Annotated in this window: 20 protein-coding genes and 1 other RNA gene; 5 read left to right on the forward strand and 16 right to left on the reverse strand. The window is 57.9% G+C overall.

Going from position 1 to position 22998, the window contains the following annotated elements:
• Position 1: 1 nt before the first annotated feature.
• The 11 genes from mraZ to H9646_RS09710 form a co-directional block, all read right to left on the reverse strand.
• The gene (gene mraZ / locus H9646_RS09660; RefSeq protein ID WP_191723274.1) at positions 2-430 is read right to left on the reverse strand and encodes a division/cell wall cluster transcriptional repressor MraZ; all 429 of its coding nucleotides are present in this window, start codon (positions 428-430) and stop codon (positions 2-4) included.
• 320 nt (positions 431-750) lie between these two features.
• Positions 751-2070, reverse strand: coding sequence for an ATP-dependent protease ATPase subunit HslU (hslU, locus tag H9646_RS09665; RefSeq protein WP_191723151.1), 1320 nt, complete (start codon positions 2068-2070; stop codon positions 751-753).
• A gap of 77 nt (positions 2071-2147) precedes the next feature.
• The gene (gene hslV / locus H9646_RS09670) at positions 2148-2693 is read right to left on the reverse strand and encodes an ATP-dependent protease subunit HslV (RefSeq protein WP_191723152.1); all 546 of its coding nucleotides are present in this window, start codon (positions 2691-2693) and stop codon (positions 2148-2150) included.
• Between the two features lie 62 nt (positions 2694-2755).
• A complete protein-coding gene (locus tag H9646_RS09675; protein WP_191723153.1) occupies positions 2756-4405 on the reverse strand; it encodes an STAS domain-containing protein in 1650 nt (549 codons plus the stop codon).
• A gap of 39 nt (positions 4406-4444) precedes the next feature.
• Positions 4445-5158 carry an RNA polymerase-binding protein DksA gene (gene dksA, locus H9646_RS09680; protein WP_287918370.1) on the reverse strand — a complete coding sequence of 238 codons (714 nt, stop codon included), beginning with the start codon at positions 5156-5158 and terminating at the stop codon, positions 4445-4447.
• Positions 5159-5344: 186 nt separating this feature from the next.
• Positions 5345-6454, reverse strand: a complete 1110-nt coding sequence (locus tag H9646_RS09685; RefSeq protein WP_191723154.1) for a CobW family GTP-binding protein — start codon at positions 6452-6454, stop codon at positions 5345-5347.
• A gap of 227 nt (positions 6455-6681) precedes the next feature.
• Positions 6682-9087: an EAL domain-containing protein gene (locus H9646_RS09690; protein WP_191723155.1), complete on the reverse strand. Its 2406-nt coding sequence runs from the start codon at positions 9085-9087 to the stop codon at positions 6682-6684.
• Positions 9088-9259: 172 nt separating this feature from the next.
• Positions 9260-10201 carry a tyrosine recombinase XerC gene (locus tag H9646_RS09695; protein WP_191723156.1) on the reverse strand — a complete coding sequence of 314 codons (942 nt, stop codon included), beginning with the start codon at positions 10199-10201 and terminating at the stop codon, positions 9260-9262.
• A 9-nt stretch (positions 10202-10210) separates the two neighbouring features.
• Complete coding sequence (locus H9646_RS09700) at positions 10211-10915, reverse strand: DUF484 family protein (protein WP_191723157.1); 705 nt, start codon at positions 10913-10915, stop codon at positions 10211-10213.
• Positions 10912-11790, reverse strand: a complete 879-nt coding sequence (gene dapF / locus H9646_RS09705; RefSeq protein ID WP_191723158.1) for a diaminopimelate epimerase — start codon at positions 11788-11790, stop codon at positions 10912-10914. The genes H9646_RS09700 and dapF overlap by 4 nt, the downstream gene beginning before the upstream one ends.
• A 69-nt stretch (positions 11791-11859) precedes the next feature.
• Complete coding sequence (locus H9646_RS09710) at positions 11860-12492, reverse strand: 2-hydroxychromene-2-carboxylate isomerase (protein ID WP_191723159.1); 633 nt, start codon at positions 12490-12492, stop codon at positions 11860-11862.
• A gap of 21 nt (positions 12493-12513) precedes the next feature.
• Between H9646_RS09710 and H9646_RS09715 the strand changes: the two genes are divergently transcribed.
• Positions 12514-14055, forward strand: a complete 1542-nt coding sequence (locus H9646_RS09715; RefSeq protein WP_191723160.1) for an NAD(P)-binding domain-containing protein — start codon at positions 12514-12516, stop codon at positions 14053-14055.
• 104 nt (positions 14056-14159) lie between these two features.
• Here H9646_RS09715 and H9646_RS09720 read toward each other — a convergent pair whose 3' ends face one another.
• Positions 14160-14747 carry a BPSL1445 family SYLF domain-containing lipoprotein gene (locus H9646_RS09720; RefSeq protein WP_191723161.1) on the reverse strand — a complete coding sequence of 196 codons (588 nt, stop codon included), beginning with the start codon at positions 14745-14747 and terminating at the stop codon, positions 14160-14162.
• Positions 14748-15011: 264 nt separating this feature from the next.
• On the opposite strand from H9646_RS09720, the gene H9646_RS09725 reads away from it, so the two are divergent.
• Positions 15012-15401 (forward strand): DoxX family protein, encoded by a 390-nt coding sequence (locus H9646_RS09725; protein WP_191723162.1) that lies wholly within the window; start codon positions 15012-15014, stop codon positions 15399-15401.
• Between the two features lie 66 nt (positions 15402-15467).
• Here the strand turns inward: H9646_RS09725 and H9646_RS09730 are convergent, their stop codons facing one another.
• The gene (locus H9646_RS09730; RefSeq protein WP_191723163.1) at positions 15468-16232 is read right to left on the reverse strand and encodes a S4 domain-containing protein; all 765 of its coding nucleotides are present in this window, start codon (positions 16230-16232) and stop codon (positions 15468-15470) included.
• The gene (locus tag H9646_RS09735; protein ID WP_191723164.1) at positions 16219-17898 is read right to left on the reverse strand and encodes an MBL fold metallo-hydrolase; all 1680 of its coding nucleotides are present in this window, start codon (positions 17896-17898) and stop codon (positions 16219-16221) included. Before H9646_RS09735 ends, H9646_RS09730 begins: the two co-directional genes overlap by 14 nt.
• 156 nt (positions 17899-18054) lie before the next feature.
• Between H9646_RS09735 and H9646_RS09740 the strand changes: the two genes are divergently transcribed.
• The gene (locus H9646_RS09740) at positions 18055-19050 is read left to right on the forward strand and encodes a Bug family tripartite tricarboxylate transporter substrate binding protein (protein WP_191723165.1); all 996 of its coding nucleotides are present in this window, start codon (positions 18055-18057) and stop codon (positions 19048-19050) included.
• Positions 19051-19146: 96 nt separating this feature from the next.
• On the opposite strand, the gene rnpB is transcribed toward H9646_RS09740, so the two are convergent.
• Both rnpB and H9646_RS09750 read right to left on the reverse strand, forming a co-directional pair.
• An RNA gene (gene rnpB, locus H9646_RS09745) (RNase P RNA component class A) lies at positions 19147-19483 on the reverse strand.
• A gap of 34 nt (positions 19484-19517) precedes the next feature.
• Positions 19518-19688, reverse strand: coding sequence for a hypothetical protein (locus tag H9646_RS09750; protein WP_191723166.1), 171 nt, complete (start codon positions 19686-19688; stop codon positions 19518-19520).
• Positions 19689-19868: 180 nt separating this feature from the next.
• Between H9646_RS09750 and cysK the strand changes: the two genes are divergently transcribed.
• Together cysK and H9646_RS09760 are read left to right on the forward strand one after the other, a co-directional pair.
• Complete coding sequence (cysK, locus tag H9646_RS09755) at positions 19869-20789, forward strand: cysteine synthase A (RefSeq protein WP_191723167.1); 921 nt, start codon at positions 19869-19871, stop codon at positions 20787-20789.
• Between the two features lie 212 nt (positions 20790-21001).
• Positions 21002-22846 (forward strand): ABC transporter ATP-binding protein, encoded by a 1845-nt coding sequence (locus H9646_RS09760; RefSeq protein WP_191723168.1) that lies wholly within the window; start codon positions 21002-21004, stop codon positions 22844-22846.
• The last annotated feature ends 152 nt before the right edge of the window (positions 22847-22998 follow it).

The following is a 22998-nucleotide window of genomic DNA, read 5'->3' on the forward strand; positions in this document are numbered from 1 at the left end:
TTCAGAAAGCAAAATCTTGGAATACATCGGGCATGGGCGCCTGCATTGCCTGCGCCTCATGGGCTTCATAAGTGGCTTTGTCCCAAAGCTCAAAGTGATTGCCCATACCGAGCAGGATCACCTCTTTGTCCAAAGCAACAGCTTGACGCAACTCAGGGGCAACCAGTACACGACCAGTTCCATCCATATCGACGTCCATGGCGTTGCCAAGAAAAATGCGTTTCCACCATTGCGCAGACATGGGCAATTGACCGATTCGGTCACGGAACAGCAGCCATTCAGAGCGTGGGAACAACATGAGACACCCGTGTGGGTGCTTGGTGATAGTGACCTGACCTTGTGCTTGCGAAATCAGGGCGTCGCGATGCCGGGTCGGTATAGATAACCGCCCCTTTCCATCGAGATTCAGCGCTGAAGCCCCTTGAAACACGATCATTCACCCCGTTTGTTTGGCCCTTGAGCACCCTTTTCCGGGAGCTTGAGGCAATTTTCACCACTTAATTGCACTTTTTTGCACTGTAGCAGCAAATTCAAGGATCGCCACTAGCAGCCCCACGTCCGCAGGCAATGAAATCAATGACTTAGAAAGAATTAATGCATTAAAAAATCACAAAAAACACTTTGAAATCATTCACTTAACCGCTCATCGGGCGCGCGCATGCGTCCTACGTTCCATTTACGATCTTTATCAAAACAAATCCCCCTTGGCGGTGAAGCACCGCCAAGGGGGATGAAGTGGCTGATTTTGAGTTACAGAATGTATCTTGATAAATCTTCGTCCTGGCTGAGTAACTGCAAGCGCTCATCCACGTAGGTAGCATCAATCGTCACTGTTTGACCGGCCAGTTTGACCGCATCAAAGCTGATCTCATCCAGCAAGCGCTCCATCACGGTTGACAGACGACGCGCACCAATATTTTCCGTACGCTCATTCACCGTAAACGCAGTGTGTGCCAGACGTGTAATGCCGTCTGGGGTGAATTCCAGCTTCACGCCTTCCGTCTCCAGCAATGCCTGATACTGCTTGACCAGCGACGCGTGGGTTTGCACCAAGATCGCCTCAAAGTCCTCCACCGAAAGTGACTGCAGCTCCACACGGATCGGGAAGCGGCCCTGCAACTCCGGGATCAAATCGCTGGGCTTGGCCAGGTGGAATGCACCCGAGGCAATGAACAAGATATGGTCAGTTTTGACCATGCCGTACTTGGTGGACACGGTCGTGCCCTCCACCAAGGGCAGCAAGTCACGCTGCACACCTTGGCGCGACACGTCAGAGCCACTGGCCTCCTGGCGGGTGGCCACCTTATCAATTTCATCGATAAAGACAATGCCGTTTTGCTCGAGATTGCTCAGCGCGCGGGTTTTGGTCTCTTCCTCGTTAACAAGCTTGGCGGCCTCTTCATCCACCAATTGCTTGAGTGCATCTTTGATTTTGAGCTTGCGGGTCTTGCGCCGCTCTTGCCCCATCTGGCTGAACATGCCGCGCAATTGCTCAGCCATCTCTTCCATGCCCTGGGGCCCCATGATTTCCAACTGAGGCTTGGCGTCCAGCAGCTCAATTTCAATCTCTTTATCGTCCAGTTGGCCTTCCCGCAACTTCTTGCGGAAAATCTGGCGTGCATTACTGCCTTCTGTTGCCACATCACCTGTGCGCGCTGGGGGCAGCAGTACATCCAAAATACGCTCTTCTGCTGCGTCTTCAGCCCGCATGCGCAGCTTTTTCACCTCGCTCTCGCGCGCTTGCTTGACCGCGATTTCTGCCAAGTCGCGGATGATGGAATCCACATCCTTGCCGACGTAGCCCACTTCAGTGAACTTGGTGGCTTCCACCTTGATGAAAGGCGCATCCGCCAGCCGCGCCAAGCGACGCGCAATCTCGGTCTTGCCGACACCTGTAGGGCCGATCATCAGGATGTTCTTGGGCGTTATTTCCTGGCGCAGTCCATCAGCCACCTGCTGGCGACGCCAGCGATTGCGCAGCGCAATCGCTACCGCACGCTTGGCGCCGGCCTGGCCCACGATGTGGTTGTCCAACTCAGAAACGATTTCCTGGGGGGTCATGGAAGACATATTCAAATATCAATCAAATCAGCGTCTAGCACATACGCAAAAAAGGGCTAGCAGCTATAAATTCTTAGAACGCAGACTTACAAAGTCTCAATGGTGTGGTTCATGTTCGTGTAGATGCACAGCTCGCCAGCGATCTCCAGCGACTTCTTAACGATCTGCTCAGCAGTCAAGTCGGTGTTGTTGAGCAGCGCCTTGGCTGCCGAGTGGGCATAGGCACCGCCAGAGCCAATGGCAACAATCCCCTGCTCGGGTTCGAGCACATCACCATTGCCCGTAATGATGAGCGAAGCGGTGTGATCAGACACTGCCAGCATGGCTTCCAGCTTGCGCAGCACGCGGTCGGTGCGCCATTCCTTGGTCAGCTCAATCGCTGCGCGAGTCAGGTGGCCCTGGTGCTTTTCCAGCTTGGCTTCAAAACGCTCGAACAGCGTGAATGCATCAGCAGTGGCGCCAGCAAAACCTGCCAGCACTTTGCCGTGGTAGAGCTTGCGCACCTTGCGTGCGGTGCCCTTGACCACAATGTGACCCAAGGTCACCTGTCCGTCGCCGCCAATAGCGACCTGAATGCCTTCGGGCGTCTCGCGACGCACGCTGATGATGGTTGTGCCGTGATACTGTTCCATAGCCTCAGCAGATGGGGTCTGCGCCTGTGAATGCAAGCGCACATTCTGCATTTTTTACCCCATCAAGCGAATGTTGCCTGCAGCGTCGCGTGCTCGTGAATGCCGATCACGTGAAAGAACGTTGCCACCAATTGGTGCAACTGCGTAAATCGCAAGGCGTAACCTTGATTTTGCATATCAGCAGCCCAGTTCAAGATGCTGCCGGCCGCTACAAAATCCAGACGAATCAGGTTGCCACAAGCGATGTCCAGCACTTGCCCGCGCTTAGCCTGCGCCGCCAGTGCATTCAACCAGTCTTGAGGGTCACCCTCGATCACGCCAGCCAGACCTTTGCTTCTATCTGGCAGCAACGCTGGCTGCGCAGCGGCACCTTGCTGCTGCAGCATGGAATGCGCTGAAGCCTCTTGCAGCACGGAGATATCGGCCTCCCCCTCTTCCTGCACAAGGCAATAGGAAGCTGGCTCCATCCAGGGCGGTGGAGATACCTCATAGGTGACACAATAGTCAAGCGCAACCTGTTCGTAGGCATCCATGCGATGCATCAAACGCAGCACCGCCAAGCGCAGCAGCCACCATGGCGCTGAGTTTGAATGGTCCTGGGCAAGGGTGTGCTGCTCCAGCACTTGCAGCAACCTGCACGCATCAGAGAACACGAACTGTCCGCGCCCATTGGCCCATTCATCCAGCAACCGGGTCAGCGCTGGCAAAGCCGCTTCATCGATGGATGCCAGGCGCGTCCAAGACATGCTCCAAGGCTGTGGAGCTTGTGCTTGCGCTGTGCGCAAGGCTGTGACAGCTCCAACGGTCAACATGGCAGGACTTCGCCATTGGAACTGGCGTTTCTGCACAGCCTGGCGTGAAGTGCAGTGCAAAGCAGGCTCACCAATGCGATCTGGAATGGATGCCCACAGGGGTGCAGAGCGGCCAAAATGCTCTGCATAGTCAATCGCCAGAGGCTCGAATGCGTCTTCATCGCCAATGGCGCGGCACAGATCCAGCACCGCATGCCAGATCACAGCGACTTTCTCTTCATCCACAGGCTGGGCACCGAGAGACTGCAGCAGTTGCTCCAGCAAACGCGTGCGGGCACCTTCCACATCCCCGTGGGCAAACAAAATCGCCGCCTCCTCCAAGTCCGGATGCGGTTTAAACGTGCGCATAGCTGCCACCACAGAGGCAGAAGCAACCGGCGGCGGTGCTGAACTTTTTGGTACAGGCTGCTTTGCAGGCTGCACAGCCGCTACAGATGGCTGCACTACGCTGTCTTCGCCCAATATGGGAAGGTCACTCAGTTGCCTGGAATTGAGCTTGTGATGGGTCAGAGGTTTGCCAACTTTGGCTGCCAGATGGGCTGGCGATCGCCACCACTGACCCGACATTTGCGCTTCGATGGCATCAATCTTTTGCAGCGTTGAGGTGCTGCGGGTCTCCTGGCCGAGCAAAGAAGACAGCGCATCTTCTGGGTGTGCCTGGGCGGCCACCGTATGGACATCTGTCTCATGCCGCTGACGCAGCAGACGCAGTTGTGCAAATTCTTTCTGGCGAATGGCTTCGTTGCGGCGCTTGCGCACCATCGCCTCTTGCAATACCTCACGGGCACTCAGACTGTCTGGGTCTGCAGTGCCTGCTGCACCGGTGGTGGCTGCGCTGCCACGCACCAAGTGCATCACCTTGTTCAAAAAACTGCCTGATTTTCCGCTGTCTGGCTGCATGTGCTGTATTTAAAGCCGTGCGTGAAGCACGGCCCTCCCTCAATCTCCGAACATTTTCTGTTTGAGCTCGCGGCGTTGCTGCGCTTCCAGCGACAAAGTGGCTGTGGGGCGTGCCAGCAAACGAGGGACACCGATTGGCTCTCCCGTCTCATCGCAGTAACCATAGTCACCTGCGTCGATTCGAGCAATCGATTGTTCGATTTTCTTGAGCAATTTGCGCTCACGGTCGCGTGTACGCAACTCCAGCGCGTGCTCTTCTTCAATCGTGGCACGGTCTGCAGGGTCTGGCACGACCACGGTGTCTTCGCGCAGGTTTTCTGCAGTTTCACCCGCGTTTTGGTGCATGTCTTGCTTGAGCTTGACCAGCTTGGCGCGGAAATACGCCAGCTGCACATCGTTCATGTATTCGTCGTCAGACATGGCCACGATTTCAGCGTCGGTCAGCTCTTCCAAAGGCTTGGTCTTCCAATTGTTGGCAAGCTTGGGATCACGTTTGGTCACGAAGGAAGTAGGCGCAGAAGTAGTCGTTGGCATAGTTGTGTTGGAAACGGCCTTGGTAGCTGCAGCAGGGGCTACAGGGGCCTTGGTGGGTTCATGGGTTACTGCACGGGGCTTGCTGCCCGCAGTGGTTTTGGCAGCAGCAGTGCTGGGCTTGGCCGCAGTTTTCTTGGCTGCTGGCTTGCCTTTCTGCTCGACGGTGGTGGCAGCCACTTTGGCTGTGGCTTTTTTCTTGCTCGTTTCGACTGCTGTCACTTCCTGTCTCCTCACAGTACTAGCACGGCCCAATCGGTTCACCCTCACGGCATGAAACTACCGGGTTCTTGTCAGGGGCGCGATTGTATCTATCAGATGCGACCTAGCCCCTAAAGTTGTACATAACGCACAAACTTACCCGGTTAAACCCGTATCAATGCGAAACATTGACCAGGTTCAACCTATTCAAACCAGGCACTGGTCCAGCCCCTGGCGCAGGATGTCTTGCGGCAGGTCAATGCCGATGAATACCATCTTGCTCTGGCGCTTTTCATCGCCCGCCCATTCTGGACCCAGATCGCTGCCCATCAACTGGTGCACGCCCTGAAAAATCACCTTGCGGTTGGTGCCATGCATGTTAAGCACACCTTTATAGCGCAGCATCTTAGGGCCATAAATATTGACGATGGCACCCAGAAAGTCTTCCAGCTTGGCAGGGTCAAAAGCTTTGTCAGCACGGTAGACGAAGCTCTTGACGTCATCGTCATGGTGGTGATGGTGTGCATGGGTGCAGTGCTCGCCATGCGCATGCTCGTGCCCACCACAGTCAGGACCATGCTCGTGGTGCTCATGCTCATGTGCATGGTCGTGATCGCAGTGACCGTGGTCATGGTCACACGCGCTGTGGTCGTGGTCGTCTTCCTTGAGGAAATCAGGATCGATGTCCAGCTTGGCATTCAGATTGAAGCCACGCAGGTCAAATACCTCGTTCAGAGGCACATCACCAAAATGCACAGCCTTGATGGGGGCACGTGGGTTCATGTGCTTGAGGCGGTGGATCAGCGCGTCCTTGTCAGCCTCTGTCACCAAATCGGTTTTGGACAGGAAGATCTGGTCTGCAAAACCCACCTGCCGACGCGCTTCCTGGCGGTCATCCAGCTGTTTGTTGGCATGCTTGGCGTCCACCAGCGTCAAGATCGAGTCGATGAGATAGGTCTCGGCAATCTCGTCGTCCATGAAGAAGGTTTGCGCCACGGGGCCGGGGTCGGCCAGACCGGTGGTTTCGATCACGATGCGGTCAAACTCCACCAAGCCCTTGCGGCGTTTGGCGGCCAGCATTTGTAGGGCTTCACGCAGGTCCTCGCGAATGGTGCAGCAAATGCAGCCATTGCTCATCTGCAGAATTTGCTCCGTCGATTCAGTGCGCAGAATGTCGGTATCGATGTTTTCTTCACCAAACTCGTTCTCGATCACGGCAATCTTCATGCCGTGCGACTCGCTGAGCACACGCTTGAGCAGCGTGGTCTTGCCCGCACCTAAAAAGCCGGTGAGGATGCTGACGGGGATGAGTGCCATAGAAATACAACCTTGTCGCAATGCGCAGGCTGCGGTGAACACAGCCTGCTTAACAGTCAAACATTGGCGCCCAGCAGCCAGTGGCTGCACGCCAGAGGCGGCAAGTGTAGCCATGCCATGAAGCACCTGACCGCACCAGGGCTAGACACGTTGAATATGCCACATATGTTTTTTGTCTTCAGCACTTATGCACAAAGCGCTGACAGCTATCAATATTCATGGCTTTACTATGCAGCTACACGGTTTTCCAGCAAGCTGGCCATGGAAGCCAGATTCAGGTCTCCCACCAAAACGCCTGCAAACCGCCTGGCAGCGCCATAAATGGGGACAGCAATCGTCAGGCAAAAATCTTCCGTCGCACTGGACAGGTAAATCGGAGAGACGAAAGGCTGGCCGCTGTCGCGCACATGGGCAAAGTACGACTGCCCACTGCGGTTGGCTCCGGCACCACCGGCACGAATCCGCCCGTACATGGCGGGGTTGATCCAGTTGGCATAGGTTTGCACGCCCTCGGCATCCAGCTCGAACAGCACCTCAAAGAAAGGATAGGCTTTGAATACATGGTCCAGCGCCCGGACATCACGCCCCCTTGGCGCTTGCAGCAGGCGCTGCAAGATGTCCAGCACATGCTCCTCCCAGCCCGCCATGCTGGGGTTGCAGCCCTCGGGCTGAATCACACGCGCAGCGCTCACCGCTTCAACCACAATGACATTGCCGCCCGCCGTTTTACCCACCTTTTTGAGCTTGGCCGCACGCGCCGAGGCTTCCACACTGTCTTGCGGCATGCCTGTGCTGCCGTTGACGCACGAGACCGACATGCTGGCCACCGGGTGCGTCTCTCCGTCTTCGGTCACAAAGTAGCCGCGCTGCAGGTCTTCCGTGTCGTACAGGTGGCGCGCCAGGGTGTAAAACTGCGCCATGGCGCGTTGCAGCTGCGGGATCAGCAAGGGGTCTGGCTGGTCAAAAAGCACGATGAAATCGTCACCGCCAATGTGCCCCAGCATGCACTCCGTGCTCATGGCGAACACGTGGCGCAAAATTTCTGCCAGCGTGCGGATCATGGCGTCACCGCGCACAAAACCATAGCGATCGTTGAAGGCCTTGAAATGGTCCAGGTCGATATAGACCAGCTCCAGACAGCCATGTTTGCGCGCAATGCGCATCTCAATGGCTTGCCGCAGCGTAGGGCCGGTGGACAACTGTGACAGCGGATGCAAGCTGGCGCCGTGCTCTTGCCGCGCCAGCAGGTGCGAGACCAGCATCATCGGCTCCAGCGTGCCGATGTAGCAGCCTTGCTCATCCACCACCGCCCACGGCGTGGCCTCTACCCGCTCCAGATACAGGCTGCGCGACAGCGCCGTCAGCCCTATGTTGAATGGCAGTGTGCGGTGCAACGGCTGCGCGCCCTGCGCCACCGTGCGAACATTGCGTGCCAGCGCCTTGCCCCGGTGCAGCACACCTACGGGGCGGTCTCCATCAGTCAGTACGCACCAGGGCAGCTCAGGCGCTTCGCGAAAAGCCTGACGTACCAGGGTCAGTGGAGCCTGTATGTCGAAAGCAGGCGGAGACTCGATCACATCGGTGATGCAAAAGCGGTCCACGCGCTGCATCTTGATTGTTTTTTCGCTGGGGGGCACCCCCAGCTTGCCCGTTAACGGTGCATACGAGGGTTTGGCCAGCAGGAAACCCTGCACCAAATTGATGCCCAGTGCACGGCAAAACGTCACGTCTTCCTGCCGCTCCAGACCTTCTGCAATGACTGTGGCACCCAGCCTCTCGGCCATGGAGACCAGTGCCTCCAGCAACACCGAGCGCACTCTGCTGCCACGTGCCTCATGCACCAGCCCGCGGTCAACCTTGATGAAGTCCGAGCGCACCATGGCCAGCACAGACAGACAGTTAAAACCCGCCCCCATGTCGTCCAGCGCAATGCGCAGGCCTTGGGAGCGCAACTCATCACAGCGCTGCGCCAGCCCACCCGGGTCGACTTTCTCGCTTTCAACCACTTCAATCACCACTTCATGGTGATCCACGCCATAGTCACTGAGCCATTGGAAAAACTGCGACGGCCATTCTGGCTGCATGAGCGTAGAGGGCAGAACGTTCAGAAACAGTGTTACGCAGGGCTCGAAGTCGCTCACCTTGCGCTGCAGCGCCTTTTGCTGCAACGCCATATCCAGCGCATCCACCCGCCCAAGATGGCGCGCCAAGGTGAAGGTTTCGTAGCCCGTGAGCAGCTGCCCTTCAGGGGTGCGCAAACGGCACAGAGCCTCATGGGCATAAATGCGCCCGCCATCTGACAGATCAATGATGGGCTGAAAGTGCACTTCCACGTACTTTTCCATGCCACTGTGCAGCCATGGATAGCGCAAACGCGTCAGCAGCACCATGAAGGGGACTGCCGTATCCAGCAGCATGGCCGCAGACTGCTGGGCCGCCACATCGACCACGGCCACCAGCGTCAGTGCCAGCACCTGTGCGTCTGTATCTTGGGCCAGCTGATGCATAAGCGGCAGCACATCATCTTTATGACCCAGCTTGAACACCCAGACATTGCGCCCCATGCGCATGCCGTGCAGGCGCTTCCAACTGACTGGAATGTGGTGACCTTCGAATTTGAGGAGTAGCTCCATGGCACCTGGCTTGCGCTGATTGACTTGTATGCATCCGTAACAAGCAATAAATGCACCATCTGCACTCGTCAAAAAAAGTAGCTATCAGCGCTTAATACATAGTGACTTCAGCATTAAAAGTATCTGAAAAGCTTATGGAATATGCGCTAGATGCTCTTATTTAAAAATCAAGCTAACCTGATTTTTTTCGCGCTCGCGGGTGTGCCAGGTCATATGCCTGCGCCAGATGCTGAAAATCCAGCCGTGTATAGATCTGGGTGGTGGCAATGTTGGCGTGCCCCAGCAACTCCTGCACGGCGCGTAAATCACCGCTGGACTGCAGCACGTGGCTGGCAAACGAATGGCGCAGTACATGCGGGTGCACGGCGGCAGGCAAGCCCGCTTGCTGACTGCGCTGGCGCAGGCGCAGCCAAATCGTCTGCGCTGTAATGCGCGCACCGCGCGTACCCACAAACAACGCAGGTTCTGCCCAATGCGCAGAAAAGCGAGTGCCACGCACTTCAATCCAGCGCTGCAGCGCCTGTTTGGCTGCGCTGCCTACAGGCACACTACGGCGTTTACCGCCTTTGCCTGTCACATGCACCAGCCCCGCCTGCAAATCCAGCCAGCCCAGGCCTGAGCCCGCCTGCACATCCAGCTGTGCCAGCTCGCTGACCCGCAGGCCACTGCTGTAGAGCAGCTCTGTCATGGCTGCATCGCGGGCTTCGTCCCAGGGGTCGGCATCAGGGTTCACAAAGGCGGCCAGTTGCACGGCCTCATCCACCCCCAGCGCTTTGGGCAGCGGTTTGGCTGTTTTGGGGGCACGAATACCCTCCACCGGATTGCGCTCTACCCAGCCCTGCCAGGCCGCCCAGCGAAAAAAACCACGCCAGCACGACAGCCACAAGGCAATGCTGCGCCCGTGCCTGCCCTGGGCATGCAAGGCAGCCACAAAGCGACGGATATGCGGGGGCTGCAGGGCCAGTACTTCATGGCCCGCTTGTGCGGCCATGGCCTGCAATTGCTGCAGACCTTCGGTGTAAATAGCTACCGTTCGCACGGCCAGCCTGCGCTCGCTGGCCACATGCTGCACATAAGCTTGCAGCGGTGGCGCTAACGCAGCGGTGTCTGGCATGCGTGCAGATTAGTTGCCCGAAGGCAGCACACGCAAGCGCCCCAGCGCTGCGCTGGCTTGCTCGGCAATGCGAGAGAGAAACTCGGTGCCCATGGTGGCGTCAAAACGCAGCGGATCGGGAGAGCCCAGCACCAGCAGCCCGAAAGCGGCGCTCTGGCTGTCGTTCTGGCCATCGCGCAGCGTCAGCAGCGCCATGGATTGCACTTCTTCGGGATTGGGCAGCCACGCTGTGGGCTCAAAGCCCAGATTGGGGCCACAAAACGGCATGGTCAACGATGTAGCAAAGGCCTTGGCATCTTCACTGACCCCCATGGTGAACAGCGAACCCATATAGGGGCCGGCCACATCCCACACACGAATACCTACCTGAGGAACATCAAACTCCGTCTGAATGCCCGTAGCAATGGCACGTGGCAGCTGACGCACGTCCTGCACCGCAGACAGGCCACAGTTCCAGCGGTGAATCTTGTGCGCAATCGCAGAGTTCTCACTGCTGTTGCGCACCATCTCCATGATGCGCTGCTCCAGACCCTTGATCTTGTCACGCAGCATTTCTGCCTGGCGCTCTTGCAGGCTCACTGCGCGCTGGCCATGGCCACTGCTCAACTGCACGCTGGACAGCATTTCAGCGTGGCGCTCAAAAAATTCCGGGTGTTGCAGCAAGTACTCGGCAATGCTGGAGTCATTCATGGCGTGTGTTTCTATGCTGTTCATAGTTCTTCAGGAATGTGAATTTGGCCTTCAAAGACCGTGGTCGCTGGCCCCGTCATCATGACGGCGTCTTGGGCGCCACCGGCCCATTCAATGGTCAGCAGGCCCCCGCGAGTATGCACGTCAACGCGGTGATCCAGCACCCCCAGAAGGATACCGGCAACCACCGCCGCACAGGCCCCGGTTCCGCAGGCCAGTGTTTCCCCCGCACCGCGCTCATACACGCGCAGCTTGATGGCCTGGCGCGACAGCACCTGCATAAAGCCTGCGTTGACGCGCTGCGTAAAACGCACATGGTTTTCAATCAGAGGCCCCACAACGGCCACCGGCGCGGCTTCTACATCAGCGACAAGCTGCACCGCATGCGGATTGCCCATGGACACGGCAACCACTTCAACCTGTGGCTGTAGTGCAGGCGCCTGCAACTCCAAAGGCCATGTCAAGGCCTGCGCCTTGCGCTGCTCTGGCAGGCCCGATGCATCAAACGGTACACGGGCAGGCTCCAGCACAGGCGCTCCCATGTTGACCGTGACACGCCCATCGTCAGTGAGCCTTGGAGCAATCACACCGGCTTGTGTCTGCACGCGAATTTCGGTTTTGGCCGTCAAGCCCTTGTCATGCACAAAACGTGCAAAACAACGCGCTCCATTGCCGCACTGCTCCACTTCGCCGCCGTCGGCGTTGTGGATCACATATTCAAAGTCCACCCCGTCGGTGGGCGCAGGGCGCACCGTCAGAATCTGATCGGCACCCACGCCAAAGTGGCGATCCGCCAGAAAACGGTAGTGCGCGGGCGTCAGACCCAGACGGCCCTGGGTTTCATCCAGCACGACAAAGTCGTTGCCAGCGCCTTGCATTTTGGTGAATCGAATTTGCATAGCAGTGCAGTTGTGGAAAAGTTGAAAGCTTAGAACTTTTTAATGAAAGCCCACTGCTTTAGTAAAAACCTACGGCTTTGCAGCGCGCAGCTTGTCCAGCGCACGCTCGACAAACATCAAACGGTCCTGCCCCCAGAAACGCTCGCCGTTGAGCACGAAGATAGGCGCGCCAAAAATGCCTTTTTCTACAGCTTCTTCGGTGTAGGCCTTGTATGCAGCCTGCACAGGGGCAGATTCTTCCAGCGCCTGCAATGCAGCGCCGTCATAGCCCGCTTCGTTGGCAATGGCGATGCGTACATCGGCATCCGAGGTTTTGCGCTCTTGCGCCCACAGGGCACGCAGCAGGGCATGCGACAGGGGCAATGCATCCAGACCTTGGAGCTGGGCCGCAATCACCATCCATCCGGGCTTCTTGTTCCAGTTCACATCGTCGGCAACGCCCTGAGGGTAGTGCGCAGGCTGCAAATTCATGGGCATGCCCAGATAGTCACGCCAGCGCGCCAGCTCCAGCGCATGGTAAGTCTTGCGAGGCTCAGGGCGGGTCTTCAGGGGAACGCCACCGGTTTGAGGCACCACCAGCTGGAAGTCATAAGGTTTGAGCACCAGCTTGACGTTGTGGCGACGCACGATGTCTTGCAGCTGGGGCCCCGCGAAATAAGCCCAGGGGGAAGAAAGGCTATAGAAACAGTCAAGTTGGGTCATAGATGGATTATCTTCGCGGCTGTGAGCTACGAAACCAATTCCCCAATCGTTGACCGGGCGCTGGCGCCAGTCCCCCTGCAAACCATCAGCAGTTCGCGCAACCATGACGCCTTGACTGCACTGAGCCAGCAAGCGCGGCGTGACCTGCAGCGGCTGAACTACCCTGCCCCCAATTGGGTCATCGCCCCCCACGCTGACAATGTGCTGGATGTCCTCATCGTCGGGGCTGGCATGTGCGGCCAGACCGCTGCGTTTGCCTTGCAGCGCGAGGGTTTGCGCAATATTCGCATCATTGATGCCGCTGCACGCGGCGGTGAAGGACCATGGGCAACCTATGCCCGCATGCTGACGCTGCGCAGCCCCAAGCAACTCACCGGTCCCGATCTGGGCGTGCCCAGCTTGACCTTCCGGGCCTGGTATGAAGCCCAGCACGGCAGTGGCGACATCTCTAATTTCGATGCCAGCGTGCCCGGTTGGGCAGCGCTGCACAAGATTGGCCGAGTAGACTGGCGCGACTACCTGCTGTGGGTGCGCGATACGGCAGACATTCCCGTGGAGAACCTCACCCGGCTGGACAGCCTGACCGACGAAGACAGCGGAGCGGTTGCCCGGATCACAGGCCCGCACGGCAGCGAGACCGTACGCGCCCGCAAAGTCATTCTGGCGCTGGGGCGCGATGGCAGCGGTGCACCGCGCTGGCCCAGCTTCCCCAGCCTGTCCATGCAAGACCCGCTGGCCAAGGGCCGCGTCTTTCACACCATGGATGAGATGGACTTCACAGCCATGCAGGGCAAAACCATTGCGGTGCTGGGTGCTGGTGCCTCTGCTTTTGACAATGCGGCTTGCGCACTGGAAGCAGGCGCCACTGTGCAGCAATTTGCACGCCGCAAGCTGATGCCGCAAATCAACAAGAGCAAGGCAGCATCATTTCCTGGATTCCTGCGCGGCTATTCGCAGCTGGACGACCAGCGCAAATGGCGTTTTTATACGTATATTTTTGACGAGCAGGTGCCACCGCCATGGGAAACCGTGCGCCGCTGTGATGCGTTTTCTACGTTCAGTCTGCAACTGGGTTGCGGCTGGAAAGATGTGCAGCCCATGCAAGACAGTGTGCGTGTCACCCTGTCTGATGGCAGCATCAAGCATTTTGATGCCGTCATTTTTGGCACCGGCTTTGATGTCGACATGCTCAACCGCCCAGAGCTGGAGCGCTACAGCGCCTACATCGACACCTGGGCACACCACGTTTCGCCCCAGCAGGCGGCCTCCAGCATCGAAGCCGCGCGTTTTCCATACCTGGCGCCCAGTTTTGCACTGCAAAGCGTGGACGGCACACACGCTGAGGCCATGGGTCGCATTCACCTGTTTAACTGGGGCGCCACCATGACGCATGCTGCCGTGGGCAGCGACATTCCTGGCCTGGGCATTGGCTCAACCCGCCTGGCCCACGCCATCTCGGCAGACCTGTTCGTCCAGGATGCGGATCTGCACTGGCAGCACCTGCAGGAGTTCGACGAATCAGAACTGCTGGAGACACGCTGGCACCAGGCTGGTGAAGCTTGAATGAAAAATAGCCAGCTGCGCCTTGTTCACTGGCGTTGAAAGCCCATTGCACATAAAAAAGACCAGCAAGCGCTGGTCTTTTTTTTGAGGCAGGGAAGTACCAATTACATCTTGATCTTGGAGATCTTTGCGCCTTGCACTGAAACGCCGGCTTCCAGGCCAGTGTTCGTCAGCACATAGCTGCTGATGGGTGCGTTGGCCGTGGCCGTATCAACACTGCCATTGGCTCCGGCCTTGCCCACCGCCACCGTGGCATCGGCGCCCACCGACCAGCCATCGCTGTTGACAAACTTGTTGTAGGCATCCTGCGTATTAAAGACATAAATGACGGCCTTGGACTGGCCACCGGCTTGCCAGCCCACCGAAGCTGCCGTGGTGCTGTAGTAACCGCGGCTGGTGCCGTTGGAGCGCAGTACACACTTGCCATGCTCAGCGCCGATCACAAAGCTGCCCCCGATCACAGCCGGGCATACCAGCACACCCTTGGACTTTGCTACCAGTTCGCGGGTGCCGGGCATGGCGCTGTACAAGCGAGTCAAAGCAGCCGTAGCTTGAGATTCCAGCTCAGCACGACTGTCTGGTGCCGAGCCCTTGCCTTGTGTATTACCCGTCGTGGTACAGCCAACCATGGCCACAGAGGCCACAACAGCGGCAGCCAGAACGGAAGAGCGCAGAGAGAAAGACTTTTGCATAGTTGGAATCCTCTTTGAATGAACCTGAAAGGGCACACTCCGTACGCGCCATCGGGCAGCCTTTGGAATGTGGCTGAAACCATCCTAGGGGGCAAATCACCACCAAGGTGCACTGTTCAGGCATGTCTCAATGCAAGCCTACAAAGGCCGCGCGCCTTGTCTGCCATATCTGCAGGATTTCTACGCACAAGCAATGGTTTACGATGGTGTTTGCCCTGTTTTACCCGCTACCATCGCGGGCAGTCACCACTTAAGCTTGACCCTATGAGCGTTTGGAAAAACTTTCACCATCCCCGAGCCGCCATGGTGCTGCTGCGCGTCACTCTGGCCATATTGGTTCTGTTTCACGGCTGGGCCAAGATCACGAATGGCATTGGCGGCATTGAAGCCATGGTCGTCAAGGCCGGACTGCCCGCCTTTGTGGCCTATGGCGTGTTCATTGGCGAAGTGATCGCCCCCCTGTTCCTGCTGGTGGGCCTGTTTGTTGTTCCCGCAGCACTGGTGATTGCCATCAACATGGTGGTGGCTCTGGTGCTGGTGCACGGCAGCCACTTTTTGCAGATCAGCAAATCTGGCGGATGGGCACTCGAGCTGCAGGCTTTTTTCCTGATTACGGCCATTGTGGTGGCCATGGGCCACAGCCGCAGCAAGTAGGCCCCGTACAAAGACAACAAAAAAGGCGCGAAATTCGCGCCTTTTTTGTTGCCTGAGCGACAGCGTTTAAAAGCGCTCCCAGGGCATGGCATAGCGCCACTGGGCTTCTTCCAGTTTGGCCATGGAGATACGGCCCACGCGCAAGCGCTTGAGACCTATCAACTGCAGCCCTACGCCACGGCACATGGCGTCAATCTCTTCCGGAAAGATACCCTTGAGGGCAAAACGCAGGCGATTGTCACTTTGCCAGCTGACCTTGATACGTGGCAGACGCTTGCCTTCAATGGATGTGCCCTCACACAAGCGCTCCAGTCCGTCCTCATCCATGGTGCCTTGGACATGGGCAATGCATTCTTGCTCTATGTACAGCGCCTCTTCAGTCAGCTTGCGCACCATGCGGCGATCTTGGGTAAAGATCGTCAATCCACTGGCCGGCACGGGAATAGGCGTCAGGCATTCCAGATTCTGAAAATGCTTTTGCAACATGCGAATGGGGGCAGGCGTATCGCCTTGATTCCAGTTCGAAGGCAGCAGCAGCTCCAGCGCATTTTTGGCCCCTCGCCCTCCAGCATGCACGGTATAGCCCGCTGGCTTGTGCAAGAAGATGGTGACAGGGGGTACGGCTTGTGCCTTGGCGCCTTGCTGGACCGTCACTTCCTGCTCGGGTCGCACGCGCGCACCCAGCGTTTCGACGGTGACGCCGTCCACTTTGACGGTGCCGTGTTCAATGTACAGCTCGGCCTCGGCGCGCGAGCATTGCAGTTGCTCTGCCAGTCGCTTGGACAGGCGGACGCTGTTGTCGTTGTTCTTGGGTTGTTCAGTCTGAGACATGGTGCAAGCCTAAAGCACGAATGCGTTCCACGTGCGCGATCAGGCTTCTTTCCGCCAGCTTCCACAGGGCTTGTGGCGTATCGGCGTAGGCCAGCGCCACCCAGTCTTGCGTGGTGCCCGCAGGTTTTTGCTGCATGGCGGCAAGCACCCTGGCCTCACGCGCCAAACGGTGGGCCTTGAGCCTGGCAATCACACCAGGGGCATCGCCCAGCGCATAGCCATGCGCAGGCAGCACGAACTCGACACCTTCTGTTGTGCACAGATGGGCCAGCTTGTCCAGGCTGGCAAGGTAGTCATGCATGTTGCCGTCTGGCACATCAATGATGGTTGTGCTTCCATTGAGGATGTGGTCGCCACTGAACAGCAACGCATCTTCCTGCAGCAGCAGGCACAGATGGTTGGCGGCATGACCGGGCGTATGCACGGCACGCAAGGTGTGCGTCTGGCCTTGCATGCTGCGGGCCTCTGGCACTTGGGGTGACAGCGTTAGCTGCTGGCCATCTTCAAGCACTGCATCAGGCACAAAATGGCTGTTGGCCCGGGCTGTCGGAGCAGAAGGCAGGCCGTAGATCAACGGTTTGACCTGGCCTTGCTGCACGCAATGCGCCTGCAGCAAGAATGCACCGGGCGAATGATCGGCATGCGAATGCGTGCAGACGATGGCACGCACATCCCGCCCAGCAGCCTCCCACAGACGGGCCACGTGCGCTGCATCGGCGGGGCCGGGATCGATAGCGATATAGCCTGTGCTGGCCTCACCTACCAGATAGCTGTTGGTGCCTGGGCCCGTCATCACATTGGCGTTGGGAGCAGTGAGCCGCAACAGGTTCTTGCGCAATGGCACGGCACATTCGCTTTGCCACGCCAGTTCATGCAGGATCTGTCCATCAGGACACACCATGGCCAATTCGCCATAAGCGCCATCGTGCTCCATGCACCGAAACTCTTTGCCCAACATACGCCCGGCGCGTGGTGCACTGATCCACAGCGGCCCCTGCGCCACCGCATCCAGCACCGACTGCGCAGTAGGAAAGCCTGACAGCCGCTCCAGCGTACGCAGTGTCGGAAAAATCATCGGCATCTGGCCCGCTTCATAACGCGCCAAGGCTTCTTGGGGGTTGACCCAGACAGGTTCAAATTGCTCTGACTCATCGGCCACCGGTGTTTGCCCCTGAGGCATTTGCGCCACAAAAAACGGGACGGCGAAGCGCTTGGGCAAATTGCGGTCAGCCGTCCAATGCGCCAGTTGCCAAACACTGCGTACATCCAGCTGCAGCCCTCTGCCCGCCAGTTGGGGCCACAAAGGGGCACACCGGTCTATGGCGTCCACATCTGCCTGGGTGGCAGCCCGGCCATCGGCATGCACAGCCAGCAGCACGCCCATTTCTTCCATTGTCTCGCGTACTGCGGCAATGGCCTCGGTCAACCCATCTGCAGGTGCGCCTGCCCGGTGCGCCACCTGTGCATGGGCCTGCGCGTCTTGCGCCTCTATGCCGCCCCCAGGGAACACATAGGCACCCGGGACAAAACTGGCCTTTTCAGAGCGGCGCGTCATCAGCACCTCCCAGCCACCTTCCGCGCGGTCTCGCAGCAGCAGCAAGGTAGAGGCATGTAACGGTGTGACAGGCACACGCTGGGGATGGAGCAATTGTTCAGGACGCAGCATGGTGCGCATTATTCCGCGCTCTTGGGCAACAGCTTGTCACCAAGCTTAATCACGCCTCATACCCAACCTGCATAAGCAAGCATATAGACATACATAAATCTTATGAAGATGCATTCACAATGCAGGTACTTGACACACATCAGAGACACCACCGCCATGTCACCCATCGCTCACCGCATCCTGCTTTGCACCGCTGCTGCTTTTGCATTGACCGCTGCACCTGCCGCTTTCGCCCAAGGCGACTGGCCCACCCAGCCCATCACGGTGATGATGACTTTCAACGCGGGCTCTGGTGTGGATGTTGTGGCCCGCCTGATTCAAGAGCCGGTCTCAAAAATTCTGGGCCAGCCCGTGATCATTGATTACAAGCCCGGTGCCGCAGGCAATATCGCCAGCGAATACGTCTCGCGTGCCAAGCCCGATGGCTACACCCTGGTGTTTGGCACGGCCGCCACGCATGGCACCAACGCAGCGCTGTACCCCAAGCTGCCCTTTGATGTTGAAACCGACTTCGTGCCCGTCACCCCGGTGGTCACCGTCTCTAACGTCCTGACCATCAATCCTGAGGTCATCAAGGTCAACAACCTCAAAGAGTTTGTCGCCGAGATCAAGGCCAACCCCGGCAAATACAACTTTGCCTCGACCGGCAACGGCACTGGCACACACATGGCGTTTGCCGAGCTGAACTGGCGCCTGGGCCTGGACATGGTGCATGTGCCCTACAAGGGCGGCCCCGATGCGATCACCGCCGTGTTGCGTGGCGAGACCTGCTGCATCATGAATCAGGTGCAGACCGTGCTGCCACATGTCAAATCCGGCAAGCTCAAGCTGCTGGCTGGCAGCACCGCCGAGCGCATTGCTGCGGTACCTGATGTACCCCCAGTGGCTGACAGCGGCTTGCCGGGAACCAAGGGTTTTGACAGTGCCATCTGGTTTGGCATCTTTGCCCCCAAGGGCACACCCGCCCCCATCGTGGCCAAGTTCAATGCAGCGGTACAGCAAGCGCTACAGCAGCCACAAATTCGCGAACGCCTAGAAAGTACCGGCAACAGCCTGCGCCTGGAAAGCCCGGAACAATTCAAGAAGACTGTGCATGAAAACCGCAAGAATCAGGCAGAAATTGTCAAGGCCGCGCATATCGTGATTCAGTAACGAAGGATTGAATTGCGCATAAAAAAACCGCGCTACGGATCGCTCCGTACGCGGTTTTTTTATGGCCTGCTCATGGTGAGCCAGCCGCAATCAAAAGTGTGAAGTCCGCCGATAAGCCGGATTCTGTGCACATGGTTGCCCATGCGTGACTGCCATTACTCTGGACTGGGAGTCGCCCCACCAGCTCGATGCTACCTACCCGCACACTCCGGGGGCCCCGTCAACGTGTGCCTACTTGGTATTGCTGCGCGTAGAGATTGCCCGTTTCACCCCCGGTGGTTTACCTTGCGGTACGCCCCCGAGACTCGTCTCTGTTGCTCTGATCCTCACCTCACGGTGGACAGCTGTTAGCTGCTACGCTGCCCTATGCAGTCCGGACGTTCCTCCAGTGCCGTGTTTCCACGATTGCACCAGCGACAGTCTGGCGAACTTCACGGGCGCAATTATCGCTCAGGAACCCACATCTTTCAGGAGCCTGCGGAAAGCACCCGAACGTCATAGACGATCACACACATCACCGCCAGCACGCCCAACATCATGCAGCCCCCGCCCCAGCGGGTGTCGCGGTAGGAAAAACCAACCAGCAACGAGACGCAGGCGATGGACATGGCGATCATGTTGAAGTAAAGCAGAGACATGTGTGATTCCTATAAACAATGCAATCAGAAGTATCTGCGCAGTATGCGCATTTGCATTTTGCGCAGCGCATGTCCTAATCAAACAGTGCACTTATCTGCTTTGGACATATCGATATCGCTGCGGGTATGAACAAGTACGCCAGAATGTGTTTTTTAAGCTTTACCCCTCAAGGAGATGCTATGAAATTCGACAACATCTTGCAGACCATTGGCAACACCCCCGTTGTACGCATGAACCGTGTGTTTGGCAGCAGCGCAAACGTGTGGATCAAGTCGGAGCGCAGCAACCCCGGAGGGTCGATCAAAGACCGCATCGCCCTGTCGATGGTGGAAGCCGCCGAAAAATCTGGCGCTCTGGTTCCCGGGGGAACCATCATTGAGCCCACCAGTGGCAATACCGGCGTAGGTCTGGCTTTGGTGGCCGCTGTCAAAGGCTACAAGCTGATCTTGGTCATGCCTGAGAGCATGAGCATTGAACGCCGTCGACTGATGCTGGCCTACGGTGCCAGTTTTGATCTGACGCCCAAAGAAAAAGGCATGAAAGGCGCCATCGCCCGTGCTGAAGAGCTGGCCGCACAGACACCCGGCGCATGGATTCCACAGCAGTTTGAAAACCCCGCCAACGTTGAGGTGCACGAGCGCACAACGGCACAGGAAATTCTGGCTGACTTTCCCGAAGGCATTGATGCACTGATTACCGGTGTGGGCACAGGTGGCCACCTGTCTGGTGTGGCCAGAGTGCTCAAAGCCAAATTTCCCCAGCTGAAAGTCTTTGCCGTTGAGCCTGCGGCATCGCCTGTCATTTCGGGCGGCGCTCCTGCGCCCCACCCCATTCAGGGGATTGGCGCTGGTTTTGTGCCCAAGAATCTGGACACCAGCTTGCTAGACGGTGTCATCCTGGTTGAAGCAGAACCCGCGCGCGAATACGCCCGCCGTGCTGCAGCCGAAGAAGGCCTGCTGGTGGGCATTTCATCGGGAGCCACTTTGGCTGCCATTGCCCAGAAACTGCCCGAGCTGCCAGCGGGCGCCAAGGTACTGGGCTTTGCCTACGACACGGGTGAGCGTTATTTGTCGGTCGAAGGGTTTTTACCCAACGCGTAAATACTGCCACCCCCATCAAAAAAGCCGCGGCACAAAGCCAGCGGCTTTTTTTATAGCTGCTAGCGCTTACAGACAAACACTTTCAAATAGTTTTATATCTGAAAACAAGCACACATAAGCGTTAGCAGCTCTTATTTTAGAAAAGCATTCTCCTTATCCTGTCGAGGGCATGGCTGTCACCTACCATCGGCAGCACAAGGAGTAACACCATCTTGTTTGGCTTTTTCGAAAAACGCATCCCTCCCTATCCCACCGCAGAGCCTACTCTGCCCCCCACGGGCTTCGTCGCCTTTCTGTGGGCGTGCACGCGCGGCATGCGCGGCTGGATTTTGCTGCTCACGCTGACCAGCGCCGCGCTGTCCGTGTACGAAGCTTTCTTGTTCGGCGTCATGAGCCACGTGGTCAACTGGCTGTCGACCACGCCGGCAGCAGGTTTCTGGGAGCTGCAGCGCGGCAGCCTGCTGGGAATTGCCGCCATCTTGCTGTGCAGCATTGGCCTGCTGGCACTGCACACCATGGTCATGCACCAGGTGCTGGCCATCAACTTTCCGATGCGCATGCGCTGGGTGTTTCACCGGCTGATGCTGGGGCAGAGCATGTCGTTCTACGCGGACGAGTTCGCAGGCCGCATCACCACCAAAATCATGCAGACGGCACTGGCCGTGCGCGAGGTGGTATTCATCGTCGTTGACGTGCTGGTCGGCGTGGGCGTGTACTTCATCAGCATCTTGCTGCTGGCGGGCAGCTTTGATGTGCGCCTGCTGCTGCCGTTCGGGCTGTGGCTGCTCAGCTATGCGGCAGCCTGCTGGTTCTTTGTGCCCCGCCTTGGAAAGATTGGCAAGGCACAGGCCGATGCACGCTCGCTGATGACGGGCCGCGTGACCGATGCCTACACCAACATTGCTACGGTCAAGCTGTTTGCCCATACCCGCCGCGAGGCCGAGTACGCGCGCAACGCCATGGACGATTTCAAGCGCACCGGCTATGCACAGATGCGTCTGGTCAGCCTGTTTGAGCTGACCAACCACGCCATGATCACGCTGCTGATTTTGAGCAGCAGTGGCTTGTCACTGTGGCTGTGGATGCAGGGTCAGGCCGGGGCCGGTGTGGTGGCTGCCGTCATTGCCATGGCGCTGCGCATTGCAGGCTATTCGCACTGGGTGATGTGGCAGATGACGGGGCTGTTTGAAAACGTGGGCACCATCCAAGATGGCATTACAACGCTGACCAAGCCACGCACCATAACCGACATTCCGGGCGCCCAGCCTCTGCACGTGACACAAGGTGCGATTGCCTTTGAAAACGTCAGCTTTGGCTACAAGGATGGTGGCAAGAAAGTGATTGACGGGCTGAACCTGCAGATTCGCCCCGGTGAGCGCATTGGCCTGATTGGCCGCTCGGGCGCTGGCAAATCAACGCTGGTCAACCTGCTGCTGCGCTTTCACGAGGCCCAAAGCGGGCGCATCACCATCGATGGGCAAGACATCACACAGGTCACGCAAGACAGCCTGCGCGGCGCCATTGGCATGGTCACGCAAGACACGTCGCTGCTGCACCGCTCCATGCGCGAAAACATTCTGTATGGCCGCCCGGATGCGAGCGAAGAGCAGATGCGCGCTGCGGCTCAGCGGGCACAGGCGGCCGAGTTCATTGACACGCTCAGTGACCGCCATGGCCGCAGCGGCTATGACGCACAGGTGGGCGAGCGCGGGGTCAAACTCTCCGGTGGCCAGCGCCAGCGCGTAGCCATTGCGCGGGTGATGCTCAAAGACGCGCCCATCTTGCTGCTCGATGAAGCCACCAGCGCGCTGGACAGCGAGGTCGAATCAGCCATTCAGCAAAGTCTGGACAGCTTGATGGAAGGCAAAACCGTGATTGCCATCGCCCACCGACTGTCCACCATAGCCGTCATGGACCGCCTGATCGTCATGGACAAGGGCCACATTGTGGAAGAAGGCACGCACCAGCAATTGCTGCAGCTGGGCGGCATCTACGCCAAGCTGTGGGCGCACCAAAGTGGGGGGTTCCTCAGTGAGCCAGAGGAAGGCCAACTTTGAGTCATGCGCAAGAATTGATCCAACACAAACAGTGCGTAACTGACTGCTGGATTACAAGATAAACGGTTCGTCATTTAGACCGGGTCTACCTAGCATGTGAAGCCATTTTGTGCGGGCCTATCGTCCGCCCAATCAAGGATTCACACCAAGGC

The sequence above is a fragment of the Comamonas avium genome (assembly GCF_014836675.1).
Taxonomy (GTDB): domain Bacteria; phylum Pseudomonadota; class Gammaproteobacteria; order Burkholderiales; family Burkholderiaceae_C; genus Comamonas; species Comamonas avium.

Coding starts and splice junctions, on each gene's coding strand:
- hslV (WP_191723152.1), bottom strand. CDS start 2,693: ATGGAACAGTATCACGGCACAACCATCATCAGCGTGCGTCGCGAGACG.
- H9646_RS09735 (WP_191723164.1), bottom strand. CDS start 17,898: ATGCTGCGTCCTGAACAATTGCTCCATCCCCAGCGTGTGCCTGTCACA.
- H9646_RS09720 (WP_191723161.1), bottom strand. CDS start 14,747: ATGCAAAAGTCTTTCTCTCTGCGCTCTTCCGTTCTGGCTGCCGCTGTT.
- H9646_RS09750 (WP_191723166.1), bottom strand. CDS start 19,688: ATGTCTCTGCTTTACTTCAACATGATCGCCATGTCCATCGCCTGCGTC.
- H9646_RS09740 (WP_191723165.1), top strand. CDS start 18,055: ATGTCACCCATCGCTCACCGCATCCTGCTTTGCACCGCTGCTGCTTTT.
- H9646_RS09730 (WP_191723163.1), bottom strand. CDS start 16,232: ATGTCTCAGACTGAACAACCCAAGAACAACGACAACAGCGTCCGCCTG.
- cysK (WP_191723167.1), top strand. CDS start 19,869: ATGAAATTCGACAACATCTTGCAGACCATTGGCAACACCCCCGTTGTA.
- dapF (WP_191723158.1), bottom strand. CDS start 11,790: ATGCAAATTCGATTCACCAAAATGCAAGGCGCTGGCAACGACTTTGTC.
- H9646_RS09700 (WP_191723157.1), bottom strand. CDS start 10,915: ATGAACAGCATAGAAACACACGCCATGAATGACTCCAGCATTGCCGAG.
- hslU (WP_191723151.1), bottom strand. CDS start 2,070: ATGTCTTCCATGACCCCCCAGGAAATCGTTTCTGAGTTGGACAACCAC.
- H9646_RS09710 (WP_191723159.1), bottom strand. CDS start 12,492: ATGACCCAACTTGACTGTTTCTATAGCCTTTCTTCCCCCTGGGCTTAT.
- H9646_RS09690 (WP_191723155.1), bottom strand. CDS start 9,087: ATGGAGCTACTCCTCAAATTCGAAGGTCACCACATTCCAGTCAGTTGG.
- H9646_RS09695 (WP_191723156.1), bottom strand. CDS start 10,201: ATGCCAGACACCGCTGCGTTAGCGCCACCGCTGCAAGCTTATGTGCAG.
- H9646_RS09725 (WP_191723162.1), top strand. CDS start 15,012: ATGAGCGTTTGGAAAAACTTTCACCATCCCCGAGCCGCCATGGTGCTG.
- H9646_RS09675 (WP_191723153.1), bottom strand. CDS start 4,405: ATGCAGCCAGACAGCGGAAAATCAGGCAGTTTTTTGAACAAGGTGATG.
- H9646_RS09685 (WP_191723154.1), bottom strand. CDS start 6,454: ATGGCACTCATCCCCGTCAGCATCCTCACCGGCTTTTTAGGTGCGGGC.